The sequence below is a fragment of the Parabacteroides sp. AF48-14 genome, from assembly GCF_003477465.1.
GTDB lineage: Bacteria > Bacteroidota > Bacteroidia > Bacteroidales > Tannerellaceae > Parabacteroides > Parabacteroides acidifaciens.
In genome coordinates this window covers 33059-50210 of record NZ_QUDI01000002.1, presented here as the reverse complement: position 1 = coordinate 50210, position 17152 = coordinate 33059, and the positions used below count along the sequence as shown (strand labels likewise).

Here is a 17152-nt window from a genome sequence, read left to right as displayed (position 1 = left end):
TTATATACTATTTTTACAACACTTACATGATTAACAATTAAAACGAATAGATATGGTGTACGACATTGACATGCTGAGAAGCTTTTATTCTAATTTCCCGAAACGGGTGGATGCCGCCCGTAAACACCTTGGCCGCTCGTTGACCCTGGCTGAAAAAATCCTATATGCACATCTGTATAATGAATCGGATATCCACGCATACCGTCGCGGTGAAGACTATGTGAACTTCCGGCCGGACCGTGTGGCGATGCAGGATGCTACCGCACAGATGGCGTTGCTCCAGTTTATGAATGCAGGAAAGTCCAAGTCGGCTGTTCCCGCTACCGTTCACTGTGATCATCTGATTCAAGCGAATATGGGTGCTAAGACCGATATTGCCACCGCTACGCAAAGTAACAGCGAGGTCTATGACTTCCTGAAGTCCGTCTCCGACAAATACGGCATCGGTTTCTGGAAACCGGGAGCCGGAATCATCCATCAGGTCGTGTTGGAGAATTATGCATTTCCCGGAGGCATGATGGTGGGAACCGACTCGCACACACCGAATGCAGGCGGCTTGGGAATGATCGCCATCGGAGTGGGAGGCGCTGACGCCGTCGACGTGATGACCGGCATGGAGTGGGAATTGAAGATGCCGAAACTGATCGGCGTCAAGCTCACCGGCAGTCTCAGCGGATGGGCCTCGCCGAAAGACGTGATTTTGAAATTAGCAGGGATTCTGACTGTGAAGGGCGGCACGAATGCCATCATCGAATACTTCGGCCCTGGAACGGCCTCCCTCTCTGCAACCGGAAAAGCGACAATCTGCAACATGGGAGCCGAGGTAGGAGCCACGACTTCCCTCTTCCCCTTCGACCTAAATATGGCCACTTATCTGCGTGCTACGGGACGCGACAGCGTAGCCGAATGGGCAACCGCCATCTCCGATGACCTGGAAGCCGATATGGACGTAAAGGCACAGCCGGACTCCTTCTACGACCGCGTGATTGTCATCAACCTCTCCGAGTTAGAGCCGCATATCAACGGCCCGTTCACGCCGGATGCCGCCACGCCGATATCCGAGTTTGCCGCAAAGGTAAAAGAAAACGGCTGGCCCCGCCGGATGGAAGTGGGGCTGATCGGTTCTTGTACGAACTCTTCCTATCAGGACCTTAGCCGCGCCGCCTCGATTGCCCGACAGGCTGCTGACGACAAGATTCCGGTAGCCGCCCCGTTGATCATCAACCCCGGGTCCGAACAGATCCGCTATACCGCCGAGCGCGACGGCTGATCGGAGATTTCGAGAAGATCGGCGCCACGATCATGGCGAATGCCTGCGGTCCGTGCATCGGACAATGGAAACGGCATACCGACGATAACACCCGCAAAAATTCCATCGTTACCTCCTTTAACAGAAATTTCGCCAAACGTGCGGATGGCAATCCGAACACGCATGCTTTTGTCGCTTCCCCAGAACTGACACTGGCGCTGACCATCGCGGGAGACCTTTGTTTCAACCCGCTGACCGATACCTTAAAGACTGCCGACGGCCGCGAAGTCAAGCTGAAAGAACCGGAAGGAACGGACTTTCCGCCAAACGGCTTCGACGTGAAAGACAAAGGCTATTTAGCTCCGACCGGCGGTAACATCGAAGTCGCAATCAATCCCGGATCAAACCGCCTGCAGGCCTTGAAGCCTTTTGCCGCCTGGGACGGAAAGGACCTGATCGATATGCCGCTCCTGCTGAAAGCCGAAGGCAAATGCACGACCGACCATATCTCGATGGCCGGCCCCTGGCTTCGCTTCCGCGGACATTTAGAAAACATTTCGGACAATATGCTGATGGGAGCCGTGAACGCTTTTACAGGAAAGACAAACAGCGTGCTGAACCAGCTGACCGGTGAATATGAAGCCGTCTCCGCCGTTGCGAAACTGTATAAATCGAAAGGCATCTCCTCTATCGTCGTAGCGGAAGAAAATTATGGGGAAGGCTCTTCCCGCGAACATGCCGCCATGGAACCCCGTTTCCTGAATGTGAAAGCAATCCTTGCCAAAAGTTTTGCCCGCATACATGAAACGAATCTGAAGAAACAGGGAATGCTCGCCCTCACATTTGCCGACAAGCATGATTATGACAGGGTACGCGAAGAAGACAAGATCTCGATCATCGGCCTGAAAGATTTTGCTCCCGGCCGCCCATTGACTGCCATTCTCTACCATGCCGACGGCACGGAAGAATCCTTCGCCGTCAATCATACCTATAACGACTTACAGATAAAATGGTTCAAAGCAGGTTCGGCGTTGAATACAAATAAACAGTTAAGCATATGAACAGAATAACAAAAGAAAACGGGCGCCTGGTCGTTCCCGATCAAGTAACGATCCCCTTTATCGAGGGTGACGGCGTCGGCGCCGAGATCACCCCGATCTGCCAGCGCATTGTCAACGAAGCGATCGGCCGTGCCTATGGCGGACAGCGGGCAATCGAATGGAAGGAAGTGTTGGCGGGTGAGAAAGCTTTTAAGCAAACCGGTAGCTGGCTGCCCGACGAGACGATGGACGCCTTCCGCCGGTACATGATCGGGATCAAGGGACCGCTCACGACACCCATCGGCGGTGGTATCCGTTCGCTCAACGTTGCCCTCCGGCAAACGCTCGACCTGTACGTCTGCCTGCGTCCCGTGCGTTGGTTCCGTGGGGTAGAGACGCCTATCAAAGCGCCGGAAAAAGTCGATATGTATATCTTCCGCGAGAACACCGAAGACATCTATGCCGGTATCGAATGGCAGCAGGGGACGCCCGAGGCCCGCAAATTTCTCCGCTTCTTAACCGAAGAGATGGGCGTGACGAAGGTCCGTTTTCCCGAAACCTCCTCGTTCGGTGTGAAACCGGTTTCTGTGGAAGGAACGGAACGTCTGGTCCGCGCCGCCATCGAGTTTGCCATCACGAACCATCTGCCAAGTGTCACGTTAGTACACAAAGGCAATATCATGAAGTTTACCGAAGGTGGTTTCAAACTCTGGGGCTACGCGTTGGCTGAACGCGAGTTTGCCGACAAGACATTTACCTGGCCCCAATATGAGAAAATCAAGAAGGAGCGGGGAGAAGACGCCGCCGCAGCCGCTCTTTTGGAGGCGGAAGCAGCCGGACGGGTTGTCATCAAGGATGTGATAGCCGACGCTTTCCTGCAGAACACCCTGCTGATTCCGGAAGAATATTCCGTCATCGCCACGTTGAACCTGAACGGCGACTATGTCTCCGACCAGCTTGCGGCAATGGTTGGCGGCATCGGCATCGCTCCGGGAGCCAATATTAATTACGACAGCGGTTACGCCATCTTCGAGGCAACCCACGGGACAGCGCCTAACATTGCCGGTAAGAACGTCGTCAACCCCTGTTCACTTCTGCTCTCCTCCGTCATGATGCTGGAATATATGGGCTGGAACGAAGCCGGACGGTTGATCACCGCCGCACTCGAACACGCTTTTACCGAGGACGGGCAACACATGACCTGGCACGTTTTATGCCGAACGGTCATTCACTCGGAACAAGAGAGTTCGGAGAATATGTAATGTCGATACTATAAAGCTGTCGGTAATTTCCGTAAAACACGTTTTATAGTGCAAAAGTACGTGCTTTCATACCGTAAAACACGTTTTACAGAGCAAAAGTATATGCTTTCATATCGTAAAACATGTTTTACAGTGCAAAAGTATATACTTTCATACCATAAAACGTGTTTTACAGTACTAAATCGCGTGACATAGCACTATAAAACGTGTTTTACGGATAATGCAATAAGTTTTTTATAATATGAATGCAATTTAAATTTACTACGATGAAAAAGGAATATATCATTTACAAACTGTCTGACGCATCCAAAGAGGCTTGCAAAATAGACAACGATTTGTTTCCAAAATACAATGTGAAGCGCGGGCTTCGTAACGAAGACGGTACGGGTGTACTGGTAGGTCTGACAAAAATAGGTAACGTTGTCGGCTACGAACGCCTGCCGGAAGGTGGCTTGAAAGCAATCCCCGGAAAACTCTTTTACCGCGGATACGACGTGGAAGACATCGCGCATGGTCTGATCAAGGAAAAACGTTTTGGTTTCGAAGAGGTTGCCTACCTGCTCCTGTCCGGGAAGCTTCCCGACAAGGAAGAGTTGGCTGGTTTCAGGGAACTGATCTGCGACAGCATGCCGCTCGAACAGAAAACGAAGATGAACATCCTCGACCTCGAAGGACAGAACATCATGAACATACTGGCACGCAGCGTGCTCGAAATGTACACTTTCGATCCGAACCCCGACGACACGTCGCGCGACAACCTGATGCGCCAGTCGATCGAGCTGATCTCGCGCTTCCCGACCATCATCGCCTATGCCTACAATATTTACCGTCACAGCCAGCAGGGCCGTTCACTGCATATCCGCCACCCGCACGAGAACCTGTCGATTGCCGAGAACTTCCTCCATATGCTCAAGAAAGACTTTACCGACCTGGAGGCACGTACACTGGACCTGTTGCTTGTCTTGCAGGCTGAACACGGCGGCGGTAACAACTCGACTTTCACTGTCCGCGTGACCAGTTCCACCGGTACGGACACCTATTCATCCATTGCCGCCGGTATCGGTTCGTTGAAAGGCCCGTTGCATGGAGGCGCCAATATTCAGGTAGTCGATATGTTCCACCACTTGAAGGAAAACATCGCCGACTGGAAGAACATCGACGAGATAGATACTTATTTTATGCGGATGCTGAATAAAGACGCGTATAACAAGACCGGTTTGATCTACGGTATCGGCCATGCCGTCTATACGATCTCCGATCCCCGTGCCGTCGTCCTGAAAGAGTTGGCACGCGATCTGGCAAAGGAGAAAGGGCGCGAAGAAGAGTTTGCCTTCCTCGAATTGCTCGAAGAACGCGCCATCGAATGTTTCGCTAAGCATAAGGGAACGAAGAAACGCGTCTCTTCGAACGTCGATTTCTATTCCGGCTTCGTTTATGAAATGATCGGGCTGCCGCAGGAAATTTACACGCCGTTGTTCGCCATGGCCCGTATCGTCGGCTGGACCGCCCACCGCATCGAAGAACTGAACTTCGAAGGAAAACGCATCATCCGCCCGGCTTACAAGAATGTACTCGAAGAGCAAACTTATACGCCGATTGCCGAAAGGTAAACGCTGTATGTACGACCGTATGTTAAAGTTTCATTTATAGCGTCTGTGTCCTGGCTGGCTTGACCCGCCATCTCATACTAAACTGGTTTACAATGATTAGTATGAGGTTGCGGGTCAAGCCCGCAATGACACGCTAAAGCGTTAGGACTTACTTTTGACACATCCCGCAATGACATGCTAAAGCATTAAAACTTACTTTAGACATATCCCGTCATGGTATTGATGCTATAAAAATTAATCTTTAAGAAGGAACGGCATTACAAGAGATTGATGCCGTTCTTTTTTATATATTCCTCTATAAACGCCTCCCGGTAACTGTTGCCGATCGCAATTTCGTATTTCCCGATAAAGACATCATTATTGTCGAACGACTCGATATGCGTCGTGTTGACGATATAAGACTTGTTTATCCTCAGAAAGGTGTTATGCGGGAGCAGCTCGTTGATCGACTTCAGGCTCATCCGGGTAATGATGCGTTGGTCGACAGTCTGTATCACGACATAATCTTTCAGCCCTTCAACGAAAAGAATGTTCCGGAAGAAGATTTTGAAGAAGCGCCGTTCGGCTTTCACGAACATACAGTCGTCTATCACCGATTCGATACTGCTGCTTGGCGTCTCCACTGTCAGCAGGCGATGATAGGCGACAGCTTTTTCCACCGCCTTCCGGAAACGTTCCTGTTCGATCGGTTTGACGAGGTAGTCGATGGCATCCACTTCATAACTATCCAACGCATATTCGATGTAGGCGGTCGTGAAGATCACCAGCGTGTTGCGGTGGATCGTGCGGGCAAAATCCAATCCATTGATACCCGGCATCTTAATATCCAGAAAGACCAGGTCGACCGGATGTTGTTGCAGGAACAGCCCGGCTGTGGCGGCATCGCCAAAGCTGCCTGCCGGATGTAATGCAGGGGTTTCCTGTATCAGCAATTCGATGGCTTTGCGGCCTAACGGTTCATCATCTACTATAATGCAATTCATAATTTTATTTGTAAATCGATTGTATATGTTATCTTGTTTTCTTCTATACGCAGCGTATGGTCCTTCCCATACAGGAGTTGCAGACGCCGTTTGATATTGGCAAGCCCTAAGCCTCCGTCCCGCTTTTCCTCCTGACTGAAAGTAGGCTTTGAATTGACGCATATAAACTGCAGGCATCCTCTTTCCACCCTAAAAAGGAGATGGACATACGAGAGATTGCAGTTATCGTTGTTGTGCTTCACCGCGTTCTCCACAAACGGTATCAGCAGGAGCGGAGGGAGCGATACTTCTTCGACCGGACCTTCGCGGGTGATGATAAAATTGAAGTTATCCCGTCTCAACTTTTCCAGATTGAGGAAATCGGTCAGGAAATGAATCTCATCTTCCAGCCGGACGGACACTGCGTTGCGGTCGTTCAGCTGATATTTTAGCAGTTCATTCAGCTTGCGAAGGACTTTCGCTGCCTCCTCCGGATTTTCCTGCGTCAGCACATTGGCATTGTTCAACATATTGAAGAGAAAATGCGGGTTGATCTGGTTCTTCAGCTGTTCCAGTTCCGACTGCATCGTGGTTTCTTCCAGCTCCCGTATCTCCTGTTCATAAATGACCCAATGCTGGAAAAGCAGAATGGAAGTCGTACCGGCAATCGTCAACGCCAGCGAAAAGACCGAAGAAAAGAAGTTCAGGATAATGATCGACCAATCCGCTTCCTGTAAATTCTTTTGAAGATCATTGTTCGAAATCAATTGCAGGCATATAACCAACAGGATGGTCATAAAAACCACCGCCGCCATCATCATCAGATAGGAAAAGAACCGGTTCCTGAACAACAAGCGCGGAACCAATATATACACGTTTGCATAGATCGGTATCAGAAATACCGCCATCAAAAGAGAGCCGACAATGGGATGATCTCCGAAGGGATATTCGTTATAGAAATTTGCAATTGCCATAATAAGGCTCACTGCCAACAGTAAAGAGTGGCGGAGGATATGGTATTTACGGCTGATCAGAAGGTCCACGATTGCATTCATCGGCTTAGAGTTAAGTGCATATTAATCCTGTTTTCCGTATCGCCTTGTACTTCTTCTAAGGAGTATTTTTCGTATAACAGTTCTAACCGGCGGCGGATATTATCGAGCTTGGAAATATCGCGATGCCGGACGGAACTGGCACAGCTGAATAGGAGTTCTCCTTTTTCCACCCGGAAGGCCAGATGGATGTAGTATTCTTTCTCTATCCGTTCGCTTTGATAGATGAAATATTCGACGAACGGGATAAAAAGCAGGGGCGGGACCAGCAAATAATTCACCGGTCCTTCTTTCGTGATCGTAAAACGTAGCATCGGGTTCAGCATCTTTTCCAGATTCAGGAAGTTTTCTAAAAAAGAGAGGTCAGCCGAAAGGAATACCTTTTCCCGGCTGCTGTCGTAGAGCTGATAGCGGAGCAGTTTTCCCAATTGGACGAGGATAGCGGATGTTTGTCGCGGGTCTACGACAGCCAATTCCGTTGCCTTGGATAACATATTCAGCAGAAACTGCGGGCTGACCTGGTTCTTCAACCGTTCTAATTCCGAATGGAGCTTTTCTTTTTTCAGCTCGCTTACCCGCTGCCCGTAGTCGAGCCAGTGGCGAAGCAACGTGATCATCGAAGGACCGATGCAGCAAATCAGAAATAGCAGAAAGTTCGAGACAATCTCCAACGGAAAGAAGCGGTTCTTATAGAAATAGGAATATTGCCCGAACTCCACCCCGTATGATGTATAGGTATAATAATCGTATAGAAAAGCGGCCGATAGCAGGACTGAAACGACTAAGAAAAGTGTCAGCCCGTACAGCCCGTATTTTTTCTTCAGCATCAACCGGGGGATCAGCACATATATATTCAGGTAGATCGCCGCAAGGAAGAGCATGAGGGAACCGGCGCTTTCAAGCAGGATGGCGCGACGGAAAAAGACGTTGTCTTCATAGAATGTGAAATGCGCCAGATTGATCGAGATCATCATTACGAAGAAAATCAGAATCAGATGCCTGTATATCCTGTAGCGTGGCGCCATCAGGAAGTTCATCAGTATATCGTCTGAAATCTTTTGTCTTGTCTGCATATTTGTTTTGTCTTATATATCCGATAAAGATGGTTATTTTTCTCAGAACCCGTACTTGATTGCGGCACTAATATAAGGGGAAAGCGAAAAATGCGGATCGAAATCTTTCCCCGTATCCTTAAAGAAGGCCTTTAAGGTACGGTCTGTATAGAACGCTGTCCGGTAAGGGGAGACGCCGAGCGTAACAGGGAGTGTCAGGTTTTTGCCCAATACAAATTCCGGCTGTAGCCCGGCTACGATGTATTGCTGGGTGAACATCTGCTTTTTATCGTCTTGTTCCGTAAAGGCAAGCATCCCGTCCATAGAGGCAATCAGTTTCAGGTTGAACGACTTGTTGAGCCGCATGCCGCACGACATCTCGATTGCACTCACCATGGATATTTCCACCGTATAACGTCCCGTAAGCATCCAGTTAAGATAAAAGGCCGGGAAAACCATCGGATAGCCAAACGTACTGTTCAGCATGATCCCTCCGCCAAGATCGAGATTCTCCTTCAGGTGGCAGACAAAGAGAACGCCTCCGTTTCCCATCAGGTCTTTGAAAGAGAATTTGGAGAACTTGCCGGCATCCGTATAAATCCCGATCCCGACGGAGGCGATCAACGACCATTTTTCACTGATCGGGCGCGTATGCATCAGACCGATTTGCGCATCGAGGATGGAAGAGAGGTTTATTTCGGCGGCAAGTCCGTCGTTGTTCATCGTCGTATATGATCCTCCGCACGTAATGCCCCATGCAGAGATCAATTTATCATGCTCGTCTGTTTTCGCAACGATCGGGATATTAAAGCCGGCCTGCACGACTTTAGCATCTCCTTTTCCTCCGGTTTTATTGTTGTCTACGTCCCGGAAATTTGTTGCAGACATATACTCTGCTTTCAGAAATACCTGTGCTACTACAGGTTGGCTGCCCGTCAGGGCGGCAAGAATCAAACTCCATACTAAATATTTCATACTCTTTTTTTATAATGTGTCTGCAAAACTATAAAAGTCGGCAACGCTGTTATTTTAAAGAGATGAAAAGGGGAAATACATAGATGAAATACCTGTTTTAATATACTTTCGCCCGGATTTCTCCGGCATCGACCTTTTCTGTTTGTGTCAGGATGATCGTGCCGGTCTGGTCGGCAAGGAAGACGCGGGGAATGGTGTTATCGGCAAAAAGGGAGTAGACTTTCCGTTCCGGGTCCGTGAAAAATTCCATATCATAGCTGTGTTCCCGGAAATAGGCAGAGACTTGTTCCTCCGTTTCGTCGCGGGCAATCAGGAGGACACGGACGGACGGGTTGTCTTCGTATTCTTTATATAGGGCGTTTATATCCGGAAAAGCCTGCTGGCAATCCCGACAGGTCGTGCTGAAGAAAATGATCAGAACTGTCTTGCCTTTCAAATCATTTACCGATATCGTTTCATGCCGGTTGGCAATGCTGAACGCGGGCAACGGGTCGCCTTCCTTCAAGGCAAAGCTGCCGGAAGAAGGTACATCTTCCCGGACACAAGCCAGGAAAGATAACAGGCTGATTATGCAGAATAAAAGGTGTTTCATAACGACAAATATATAGTTTAATCGTTATACTTCATATCTTGTTGCATGGTTATTTGTATATTTCCTGTATATTTGCCTCTCGATTTCTAACAAGAATAGTAAAATGGCAGAAGTTACACCTGTAGTCCGGTTTATGCTGATTGGTACATTGAATGCGCTGATTACGGTTGCTGTAGTCTGGTTGATGATGGATGAATTCGACTGCAATTATATTGCAACGAATATCACCGCCTACATCATTGCCCAGATCAATAACTTCTTCTGGAGCAAATACTGGATATTTACTTCCCGCGAAGGGAAATTCCGCCGCGAGGTCCCCTTGTTCCTGATCGCTTTCGGTTGTGCCTATTTCGCCCAATTTCTTGCCCTGCTCGTGATGGTCGAAGTGCTCGACCTGAATGAATACCTGGCACAGTTCCTGGGGCTTTTCGTGTATGGAGCTGTCAATTATCTGATGAACAAACGGGTGACGTTCTTGCATCGGTAACTATAATATCCGCCACCTCCGCCCGTGCCTCCCGGATCAAATCCGCGGGTGCAAGCTGTATCTGCAAGCCCCGTTGTCCGGCACTTACATAGATATGGTCGAATTGTTCGGCCGTGTGATGGATGTAAGTCGGGAAATGTTTCTTCATGCCGATGGGAGAGCAGCCGCCGCGAATATAACCGGTGAGCGGGAGCAGCTCCTTGACCGGGATCATTTCACAGCTTTTGTTGCCGGAGACTTTGGCGGCTTTCTTCAAATCGACTTCGTTGGCTCCGGGGATGACACAGACGAAATAACCGTTTTTATCGCCATGCAGGATTAACGTTTTGAAAACCTGTGCTACATTCTCGCCCAACTGAGCGGCAACGTGTGTCGCGCTTAGATCGTTTTCATCTACTTCGTAGGGGACCAGCTGGTAGGCTACTTTGGCCTTATCCAGCAGGCGTGCTACGTTTGTCTTGTTAATTTTCATCGTTTATATTCCTTTCATAGAAAGTTGAACCCGCTTGCGGACGAGATCAATGCTTAAAACCTTTACTTTCACATGCTGGTGGATCGAGACGACCTGAGTCGGATCGCTGACGAAACGGTCAGCTAACTCGGAGATGTGCACCAACCCGTTTTCCTTTATGCCTACATCGACGAAACAGCCGAAGTTTGTGATGTTCGTGACGATGCCCGGCAGGACTTGTCCCTCTTTCAGGTCTTCGATCGTCTTGACCGTCGGGTCGAAAGAGAATACCTGGATGGCTTGGCGGGGATCGCGTCCCGGTTTGTCAAGCTCTTCCATAATGTCGAGAAGTGTCGGCATACCGACTTTGTCCGTGACATATTTCTTCAGGTCGAGCTTCTTCTTCAACTCCTTGTTGGAGATCAGTTCGGCAACCGTGCATTTCAGATCTTTTGCCATCTGTTCCACGATCGGATAACTTTCCGGGTGTACAGCTGAATTATCCAGCGGATTCTTACCTTCCTGGATACGGAGGAAACCGGCGCTCTGTTCGAATGCCTTTTCACCCATGCGGGGAACTTTCAGCAGTTCGCGGCGGGTTTGGAAAGGACCATGCTCGGTACGGTAATCCACGATGTTCTGCGCCAGCGTTGGACCGAGGCCGGAGATATAAGTGAGCAGATGCTTACTGGCCGTATTGACATTGACGCCGACCAGGTTCACGCAGCTTTCGACGGTCTGGTCGAGGCTCTTTTTCAATGCGCCTTGTTCCACGTCGTGCTGGTATTGGCCTACGCCGATGCTTTTCGGATCGATCTTGACCAATTCGGCAAGCGGGTCCATCAGGCGGCGGCCGATGCTGACGGCTCCGCGAACCGTCACGTCGTATTGTGGGAACTCGTCGCGGGCTATCTTGGATGCCGAATAGATGGAGGCGCCATTTTCGCTGACAACGAACACCTGCACCTTGCGGTCGTAACGGATGTTGGTAATGAACTGCTCCGTCTCGCGGCTTGCCGTCCCGTTGCCAATGGCGATTGCGTCGATGGCATAGGTCGAAACCAGTTGGGCTACTTTTGCCGCAGCCTTACCCTTTTCGTTCTGGGGCGGATGCGGATAGATGGCTTCGTTGTGCAGCAACGCCCCTTGTGCGTCGAGACAGACCAGCTTGCAGCCGGTCCGGTAACCGGGATCGACTCCCAATACGCGCTTTTGTCCCAATGGGGGAGCCAGCAACAGTTGGCGCAGATTCTCGGCAAACACGCGGATCGCTTCTTCGTCGGCTTTCGCCTTGCTGAGATTGGCAAACTCGGTTTCGATGGAAGGCTTCAGAAGACGTTTGAACGAGTCGTCCACGGCGGTTGCCACCTGTTCGGAAGCTTCGCTACGTCCTCGTACGAAACGGCGTTTCAGGCGGTCCAGGCAGTTATCCGTATCCGGTGAGATGCCGACACGCAGGATGCCTTCGGCCTCTCCCCGTCGAAGTGCCAGCAGACGGTGCGAACTGGCCCGGTTCAACGGTTCGCTGAAGTCGAAGTAATCACGATATTTGGCCCCTTCTTCCTCTTTTCCTTTGATCACTTTGGAGGTGATGATTGCTGTGTGCGAAAAGGAATTACGTACGGCGTTACGAGCCTCTTCGTTCTCGTTCACCCATTCGGCAATGATATCGCGGGCACCCTGCAAAGCTTCTTCGGCGTTTTTCACTTCTCCCTTTATGAATGCTTTTACCCGTGCGAGCAGGTTCGGTTCGTTTTGCATCATCACGGCCTTGGCAAGCGGTTCGAGACCTTTCTTGCGGGCTATCTCCGCCTTAGTGACGCGCTTGGGTTTATAGGGAAGGTAGATGTCTTCTATTTCCGTACTGTCCCACGAGTCCTCGATACGCTTTTTCAGTTCGGGGGTCAGCTTCCCTTGTTCTTCTATAGAGGAGAGGATCGTCTCTTTTCTCTTTTTCAGCTCGGTCAGCTTATCCAGCTGGTCTTTGATATTTCCGATCTGTACTTCATCCAGTCCTCCGGTCACTTCTTTCCGGTAACGGCTGATGAAAGGGATGGTTGCACCTTCGTTCAGCAATCCGATGGTTCGCTCCACCTGTCCGGCGGGGATGTTCAGGATGCGTGAGATGAGTGCATGGAATGATGTGATCATATAGCTTTTAAATTCTTTATGTTTAAGTCGCAAAGATAATAGTTTGGCGTTTATTTAGCTTCCGCTTATGAGTTCTTTCTCTAAATATTTGCAAGTGACGTTTATTTTCAAGACATTTGTCACTCGAATGTTTTTCTTATCTCATAAAATTTTGCATGTATGATGTCAGTCTTTCCTGATGAAAAAGTATTAGAACAAGAATATAAGGATTTATCCGGTTTGCTTTCAAATATCGTTAGTTCCGTTCCGATGTATCTCTTTGTGAAGGATACGGGTAATGATTTCCGCTATGTTTATGCCAGTCCGATGATGGAACAGTTATTTGGACAGTATCACGGAGATATTGTCGGAAAAACTGATTTTGAACTATTTAACGATCCCGTAGTGGCACAGGCTTTCCGGGATAAGGATCTGGATGTGTTGAAAAGCCGGAAAACACAGCGGTTTGTTGAGCAAATGATAGATAGGGAGGGTGTCCTTCGCTCGATCGATACGATGAAGATGTTGGTTCCCCGTGAAGGAAAGGCCCCTTATTTATTGGGAATGTCCTGGGATATCACCCGTCAGCAACAGATTGAAGAGGAGCAGCAGGAAAACAACAAGCGTCTGGCTCTTTCCTGTCAGGCCGGGAAGATATATCCCTGGATTTGGGATGTGATCAATGAGACAGCCGAGCTCTCTTTTGCCAAAGACGGAGAGATTATTCATACGTTTATTACCCACGAAAGCTTTACTGAAAAGATACATCCGGATGAGCAACAAATGTACCGGGATGTGGTCAATGCTTTTGCACGGGGAGAAGCCGATTCGCTTCGCCTGAGTTTCCGTTGCCATTATTTCTCTGACGAATATGTGTGGCTGGAAAAGATAGGGGAGGTCTATGAATATGATAAGGACGGCAAGCCGTCCAAAGCAATTGGTATTCTGCGTGATATTACGGTGGATAAGCAACATGAGGAAGATGTCCGGGCCAAACATCTGGCAGAGGAAAGCGACCGGATGAAATCGGCCTTTATCGCAAATATGAGCCACGAAATCCGTACGCCGTTGAATGCGATCGTAGGTTTCTCTACTCTGCTGGCACAGGCCGATACGGAAGAAGAGAAGCAGGAGTATCTGCAGATTATCCAGTCGAGCAACGAGTTTCTGTTGCAGCTGATCGGGGATATTCTGGATATCTCCAAGATCGAATCCGGCAAATTGGAGTTCGTGTACACTACTTTCCGCCTGAATGAGATATTCCAACCGCAGGAGCGGGCCTTTTCCCTTCGGGCCGAACCGGGTGTGAAGGTCTGTTTCGAGACCGACGGCAATGATTATTATATCGAATCGGAAAAGACGCGGTTAACGCAGGTGATTACCAATTTCCTGTCTAATGCGATTAAGTTTACCTCTTCCGGTTCCATCTGCTTCGGATATAGGATTACGGAAACGGGAATTTATGCGTATGTCACAGATACGGGAACCGGTATCGCGAAAGAACATCTGTCGTCTGTCTTTGACCGCTTTGTCAAACTGGATATGTTTAAACAGGGAACAGGGCTCGGGCTTTCCATCTGCAAAACCATTATTTCGATGTTGAAAGGGGAAATAGGCGTCAAGTCGGAAGTCGGAAAAGGGTCTACCTTCTGGTTTGCGATTCCCTGCACGCCGATAAAAGTTTCCTAATCCGGCTGGTTCAGCCGGATGATCCGGTCAGCCAATAATCGCAATTCTTCCGGATTGTGGGAGGAGAAAAGAACCGTTTGACCGCTTATGGCCTGCCGCTGACGAATACGTCCGATAATCCGGCTGCACAAGGCTTCGTCCAGCCCTTTGAACGGTTCGTCCATCAGCAGGAGCGGGGAAGGATAGGCGAGGGCGCGGGCGATTGCAACCCGTTGTTGTTGCCCGAAACTCAATTCATACGGAAAACGGTTTTCCAGCCCCTCTAATTCCATCTCTTTTAGTAAGGAAACGGCTTGCTGCAAAGCGGTCTCTTTCTTTAAATGAGCCGCTAAAGGGAAAGCGATGTTTTCTGTTATTGTCAGTTGGTCAAGCAGTTCCGGCTCTTGGAATACACAGGCTATCCCTTCTTTACAGGCCTTTTCGATCTCTCCTTGTGCCGGTTGCAAAATGCTACCGGCAAGATTGAGCAATGTTGTCTTGCCGGTTCCGGAAGGGGCTGTGATTCCGTAGACAACTCCTTTCTCAAAGGTATAGCTGAAATGGGACAACACAGGCTGTGTGCCGTATTGGAATGAAACATTGTCCATCCGGATTTCGCAACAACCCTCCGGTGCCGGCAATTCGGAGGTATGCTTGTTATAACATATAGGAAATTGTTGTCTCCCCAACCAACTGATTCCTTTATCGAAAAGATAACTGATCAGTATCGCGACAATCGTCCACGCCATCAGTTCGGGAACGGCAATGAAGACTTGTGCCTGTTTCATCTCTCCGCCGATACCCGGGCTGCATTGCGCCAATACTTCTCCCATAATAATGGCACGCCAGCCAAAGCCGGATGCAGAAGCGAGACCGCTATACAGGAATGGTTTCAATTGTGGATAGATGACTTGCGTCAACTTGTTCCACCGTCCGATCCGGAATTGGCGGGCCATGGTTGAAAGTTCTTTCCGCTGGTTGCGGATTCCTTTTGTCAGGTTTTCCGTAAGGAGCGGAAACATGGTCAGGAAAGCAATCATCAGGGGAATACTTTCCGGGCGGAGGAAAATCAGTGCCAGAAGGATAAAGGAAATAACCGGAACAGACCGCATGATTGCCAATAAGGGACGAAACAGTTCGTATATCCATTCCCGCTTATTGAACAGGAAAGCGATTCCCGTAGCAGCGATTAAAGAGATCAACATGCCTGTAATGCCCCGTAACAGAGTGGCTGCAACAGACTGATAGAACGATCCGGATGTGAAAAGCATAACAAGTGTCTCCAACAGGCGGGGCACGGACGGCACCAGATCCGGCAAGCCGACAAGCATTGCCAGCAGTTGCCAGGCGAGCAATAAAAGGCCAATCGATATGAGTGTAAAGACGCTTTTCTTCATGATCCGGCTATTTATAAAAGCCTTCGTCCGGGAGTTTCCCGCCGAGGGCTTTCGGTTCATATTCTTCTATCAATTGCAAGAAACGGACTATGCTTTCTTTTGCTTCGGAGGCAGGCTTATAATCGATCTTACACCGTTCGACGCTTTCGGGAGTCAGCATTCCCAGTGCGAAGACACCTTCTGTTTCCAGTATGCGGATCGCCTGTTCCGGATGTCTGGTTGCAAAGCGGCAGGAAGATTGGAGCAGGCTGTCTATTTCAGCCTGTTTCTCTTTCAGGGCAGGAGCATAGAGCACCGCTGTCTGGGCGAACCCGGAAAAGGCGGAATCCGGCCTGTTAAGGTCTGCCAGGATTTGCAGCGTGCTGTCCTTACGCAAAGCCATACTCAGGAATGGCTCCCCCAAGACGGCGTTGTCCACTTTTCCGGCCAGCAGTCCTTGCATCACTTCGCGCGCAGTCGTGAATGTATAATTTCGGGAATAATCGAGTTTATGCCTGTCGAGATAATAACGTGTGAGGATATCCGGCGTAGTTCCTGCACCGAATATATGCAAAACGGGCTTATTCTCTTCGGAAGTTTCTTTGGTGGGTTTGCCGACCAGGTAAAGAGTGCCCCATATCGGACATCCGGCCAAATGGTATTGTACACCTTTATTATACAGGTTGGCGGCGCTGATCATAGGCAGTACGGCAATATCGGCTTCTCCCTTAATCATTTCAGCCTGCATCAAGTCTGGAGAATCGACCAGCCGTACAACAACCGGCTTGCCGTCTATCTCCGGCGCATTTTCCATCCATTCCGCAAAAGCAATGGCAGACGGGCCGCGAAGGACGGAGACGCGTATCGCTTCGGCTTCTTTCTTCGGACTGTTACAACAGCATAAAATAAACAGCAAACAAAGGCATCTGAGAAATGTCATCGCTTCATAAGTTTCCGGCAAACTTAAGCAAAAACTTGCGATGGATAAAAAAGTTTCAACTTTTTCTACTTAGGAGAAACAATGTATTTTGTTGTAACTATCTGAAGATAAAGTAAATATAGAGAGTTTAAAAGATGCAGGTAACGATTTGGTGATGGAAGTCTTGCTTCGGATTACACTGCTTTGCATAGTTTCAAATAACTCATATACAAATGTAGGCAATATTTAGAATATAGCAAAATATACTGCCATTTATTTCTGTACAAATCTGATTATTAACATATTATGATTTAAGGCATAACTTAT

General features: G+C 49.1%; 12 protein-coding genes and 2 pseudogenes. 5 read left to right on the top strand and 9 right to left on the bottom strand.

Translation table 11 applies throughout. The features are described 5' to 3' along the window. The first annotated feature begins 52 nt into the window (after positions 1-52). The 3 genes and pseudogenes from DW083_RS01475 (at position 53) to DW083_RS01465 (ending at position 5161) form a co-directional block, all read left to right on the top strand. A pseudogene (locus tag DW083_RS01475) lies at positions 53-2310 on the top strand (aconitate hydratase). Next, a pseudogene (gene icd, locus DW083_RS01470) lies at positions 2307-3565 on the top strand (NADP-dependent isocitrate dehydrogenase). The pseudogenes DW083_RS01475 and icd overlap by 4 nt, the downstream one beginning before the upstream one ends. A gap of 252 nt (positions 3566-3817) precedes the next feature. Continuing rightward, complete coding sequence (locus tag DW083_RS01465) at positions 3818-5161, top strand: citrate/2-methylcitrate synthase (protein WP_115498970.1); 1344 nt, start codon at positions 3818-3820, stop codon at positions 5159-5161. Positions 5162-5418: 257 nt separating this feature from the next. Here the strand turns inward: DW083_RS01465 and DW083_RS01460 are convergent, their stop codons facing one another. The 5 genes from DW083_RS01460 to DW083_RS01440 all read right to left on the bottom strand — a co-directional run bounded on the left by DW083_RS01460 (position 5419) and on the right by DW083_RS01440 (position 9794). Next, on the bottom strand, positions 5419-6144 hold the full coding sequence (locus DW083_RS01460) for a LytTR family DNA-binding domain-containing protein (RefSeq protein ID WP_122331180.1): 726 nt from the start codon (positions 6142-6144) through the stop codon (positions 5419-5421). Next, complete coding sequence (locus DW083_RS01455; RefSeq protein ID WP_233551685.1) at positions 6141-7178, bottom strand: sensor histidine kinase; 1038 nt, start codon at positions 7176-7178, stop codon at positions 6141-6143. Before DW083_RS01455 ends, DW083_RS01460 begins: the two co-directional genes overlap by 4 nt. Next, on the bottom strand, positions 7175-8248 hold the full coding sequence (locus DW083_RS01450; RefSeq protein ID WP_122331179.1) for a sensor histidine kinase: 1074 nt from the start codon (positions 8246-8248) through the stop codon (positions 7175-7177). Before DW083_RS01450 ends, DW083_RS01455 begins: the two co-directional genes overlap by 4 nt. A 42-nt stretch (positions 8249-8290) precedes the next feature. Further along, positions 8291-9202: a DUF6268 family outer membrane beta-barrel protein gene (locus tag DW083_RS01445; protein WP_122331178.1), complete on the bottom strand. Its 912-nt coding sequence runs from the start codon at positions 9200-9202 to the stop codon at positions 8291-8293. Between the two features lie 97 nt (positions 9203-9299). After that, complete coding sequence (locus tag DW083_RS01440) at positions 9300-9794, bottom strand: TlpA disulfide reductase family protein (RefSeq protein ID WP_122331177.1); 495 nt, start codon at positions 9792-9794, stop codon at positions 9300-9302. Positions 9795-9897: 103 nt separating this feature from the next. On the opposite strand from DW083_RS01440, the gene DW083_RS01435 reads away from it, so the two are divergent. Then, positions 9898-10281, top strand: coding sequence for a GtrA family protein (locus DW083_RS01435; protein WP_122331176.1), 384 nt, complete (start codon positions 9898-9900; stop codon positions 10279-10281). Here DW083_RS01435 and ybaK read toward each other — a convergent pair. Together ybaK and DW083_RS01425 are read right to left on the bottom strand one after the other, a co-directional pair. Beyond that, the gene (ybaK, locus tag DW083_RS01430; RefSeq protein ID WP_122331175.1) at positions 10238-10753 is read right to left on the bottom strand and encodes a Cys-tRNA(Pro) deacylase; all 516 of its coding nucleotides are present in this window, start codon (positions 10751-10753) and stop codon (positions 10238-10240) included. The two genes, DW083_RS01435 and ybaK, sit on opposite strands and share 44 nt — an antisense overlap. 3 nt (positions 10754-10756) lie before the next feature. Continuing rightward, complete coding sequence (locus DW083_RS01425; RefSeq protein WP_122331174.1) at positions 10757-12883, bottom strand: Tex family protein; 2127 nt, start codon at positions 12881-12883, stop codon at positions 10757-10759. 159 nt (positions 12884-13042) lie between these two features. Between DW083_RS01425 and DW083_RS01420 the strand changes: the two genes are divergently transcribed. Beyond that, positions 13043-14551 carry a PAS domain-containing sensor histidine kinase gene (locus DW083_RS01420; RefSeq protein ID WP_122331173.1) on the top strand — a complete coding sequence of 503 codons (1509 nt, stop codon included), beginning with the start codon at positions 13043-13045 and terminating at the stop codon, positions 14549-14551. Here DW083_RS01420 and DW083_RS01415 read toward each other — a convergent pair. Together DW083_RS01415 and DW083_RS01410 are read right to left on the bottom strand one after the other, a co-directional pair. Then, a complete protein-coding gene (locus DW083_RS01415) occupies positions 14548-15927 on the bottom strand; it encodes an ATP-binding cassette domain-containing protein (protein WP_115498979.1) in 1380 nt (459 codons plus the stop codon). The genes DW083_RS01420 and DW083_RS01415 overlap by 4 nt on opposite strands. A gap of 7 nt (positions 15928-15934) precedes the next feature. Next, positions 15935-16846: an ABC transporter substrate-binding protein gene (locus tag DW083_RS01410; RefSeq protein WP_115499027.1), complete on the bottom strand. Its 912-nt coding sequence runs from the start codon at positions 16844-16846 to the stop codon at positions 15935-15937. Between the last annotated feature and the right edge of the window lie 306 nt (positions 16847-17152).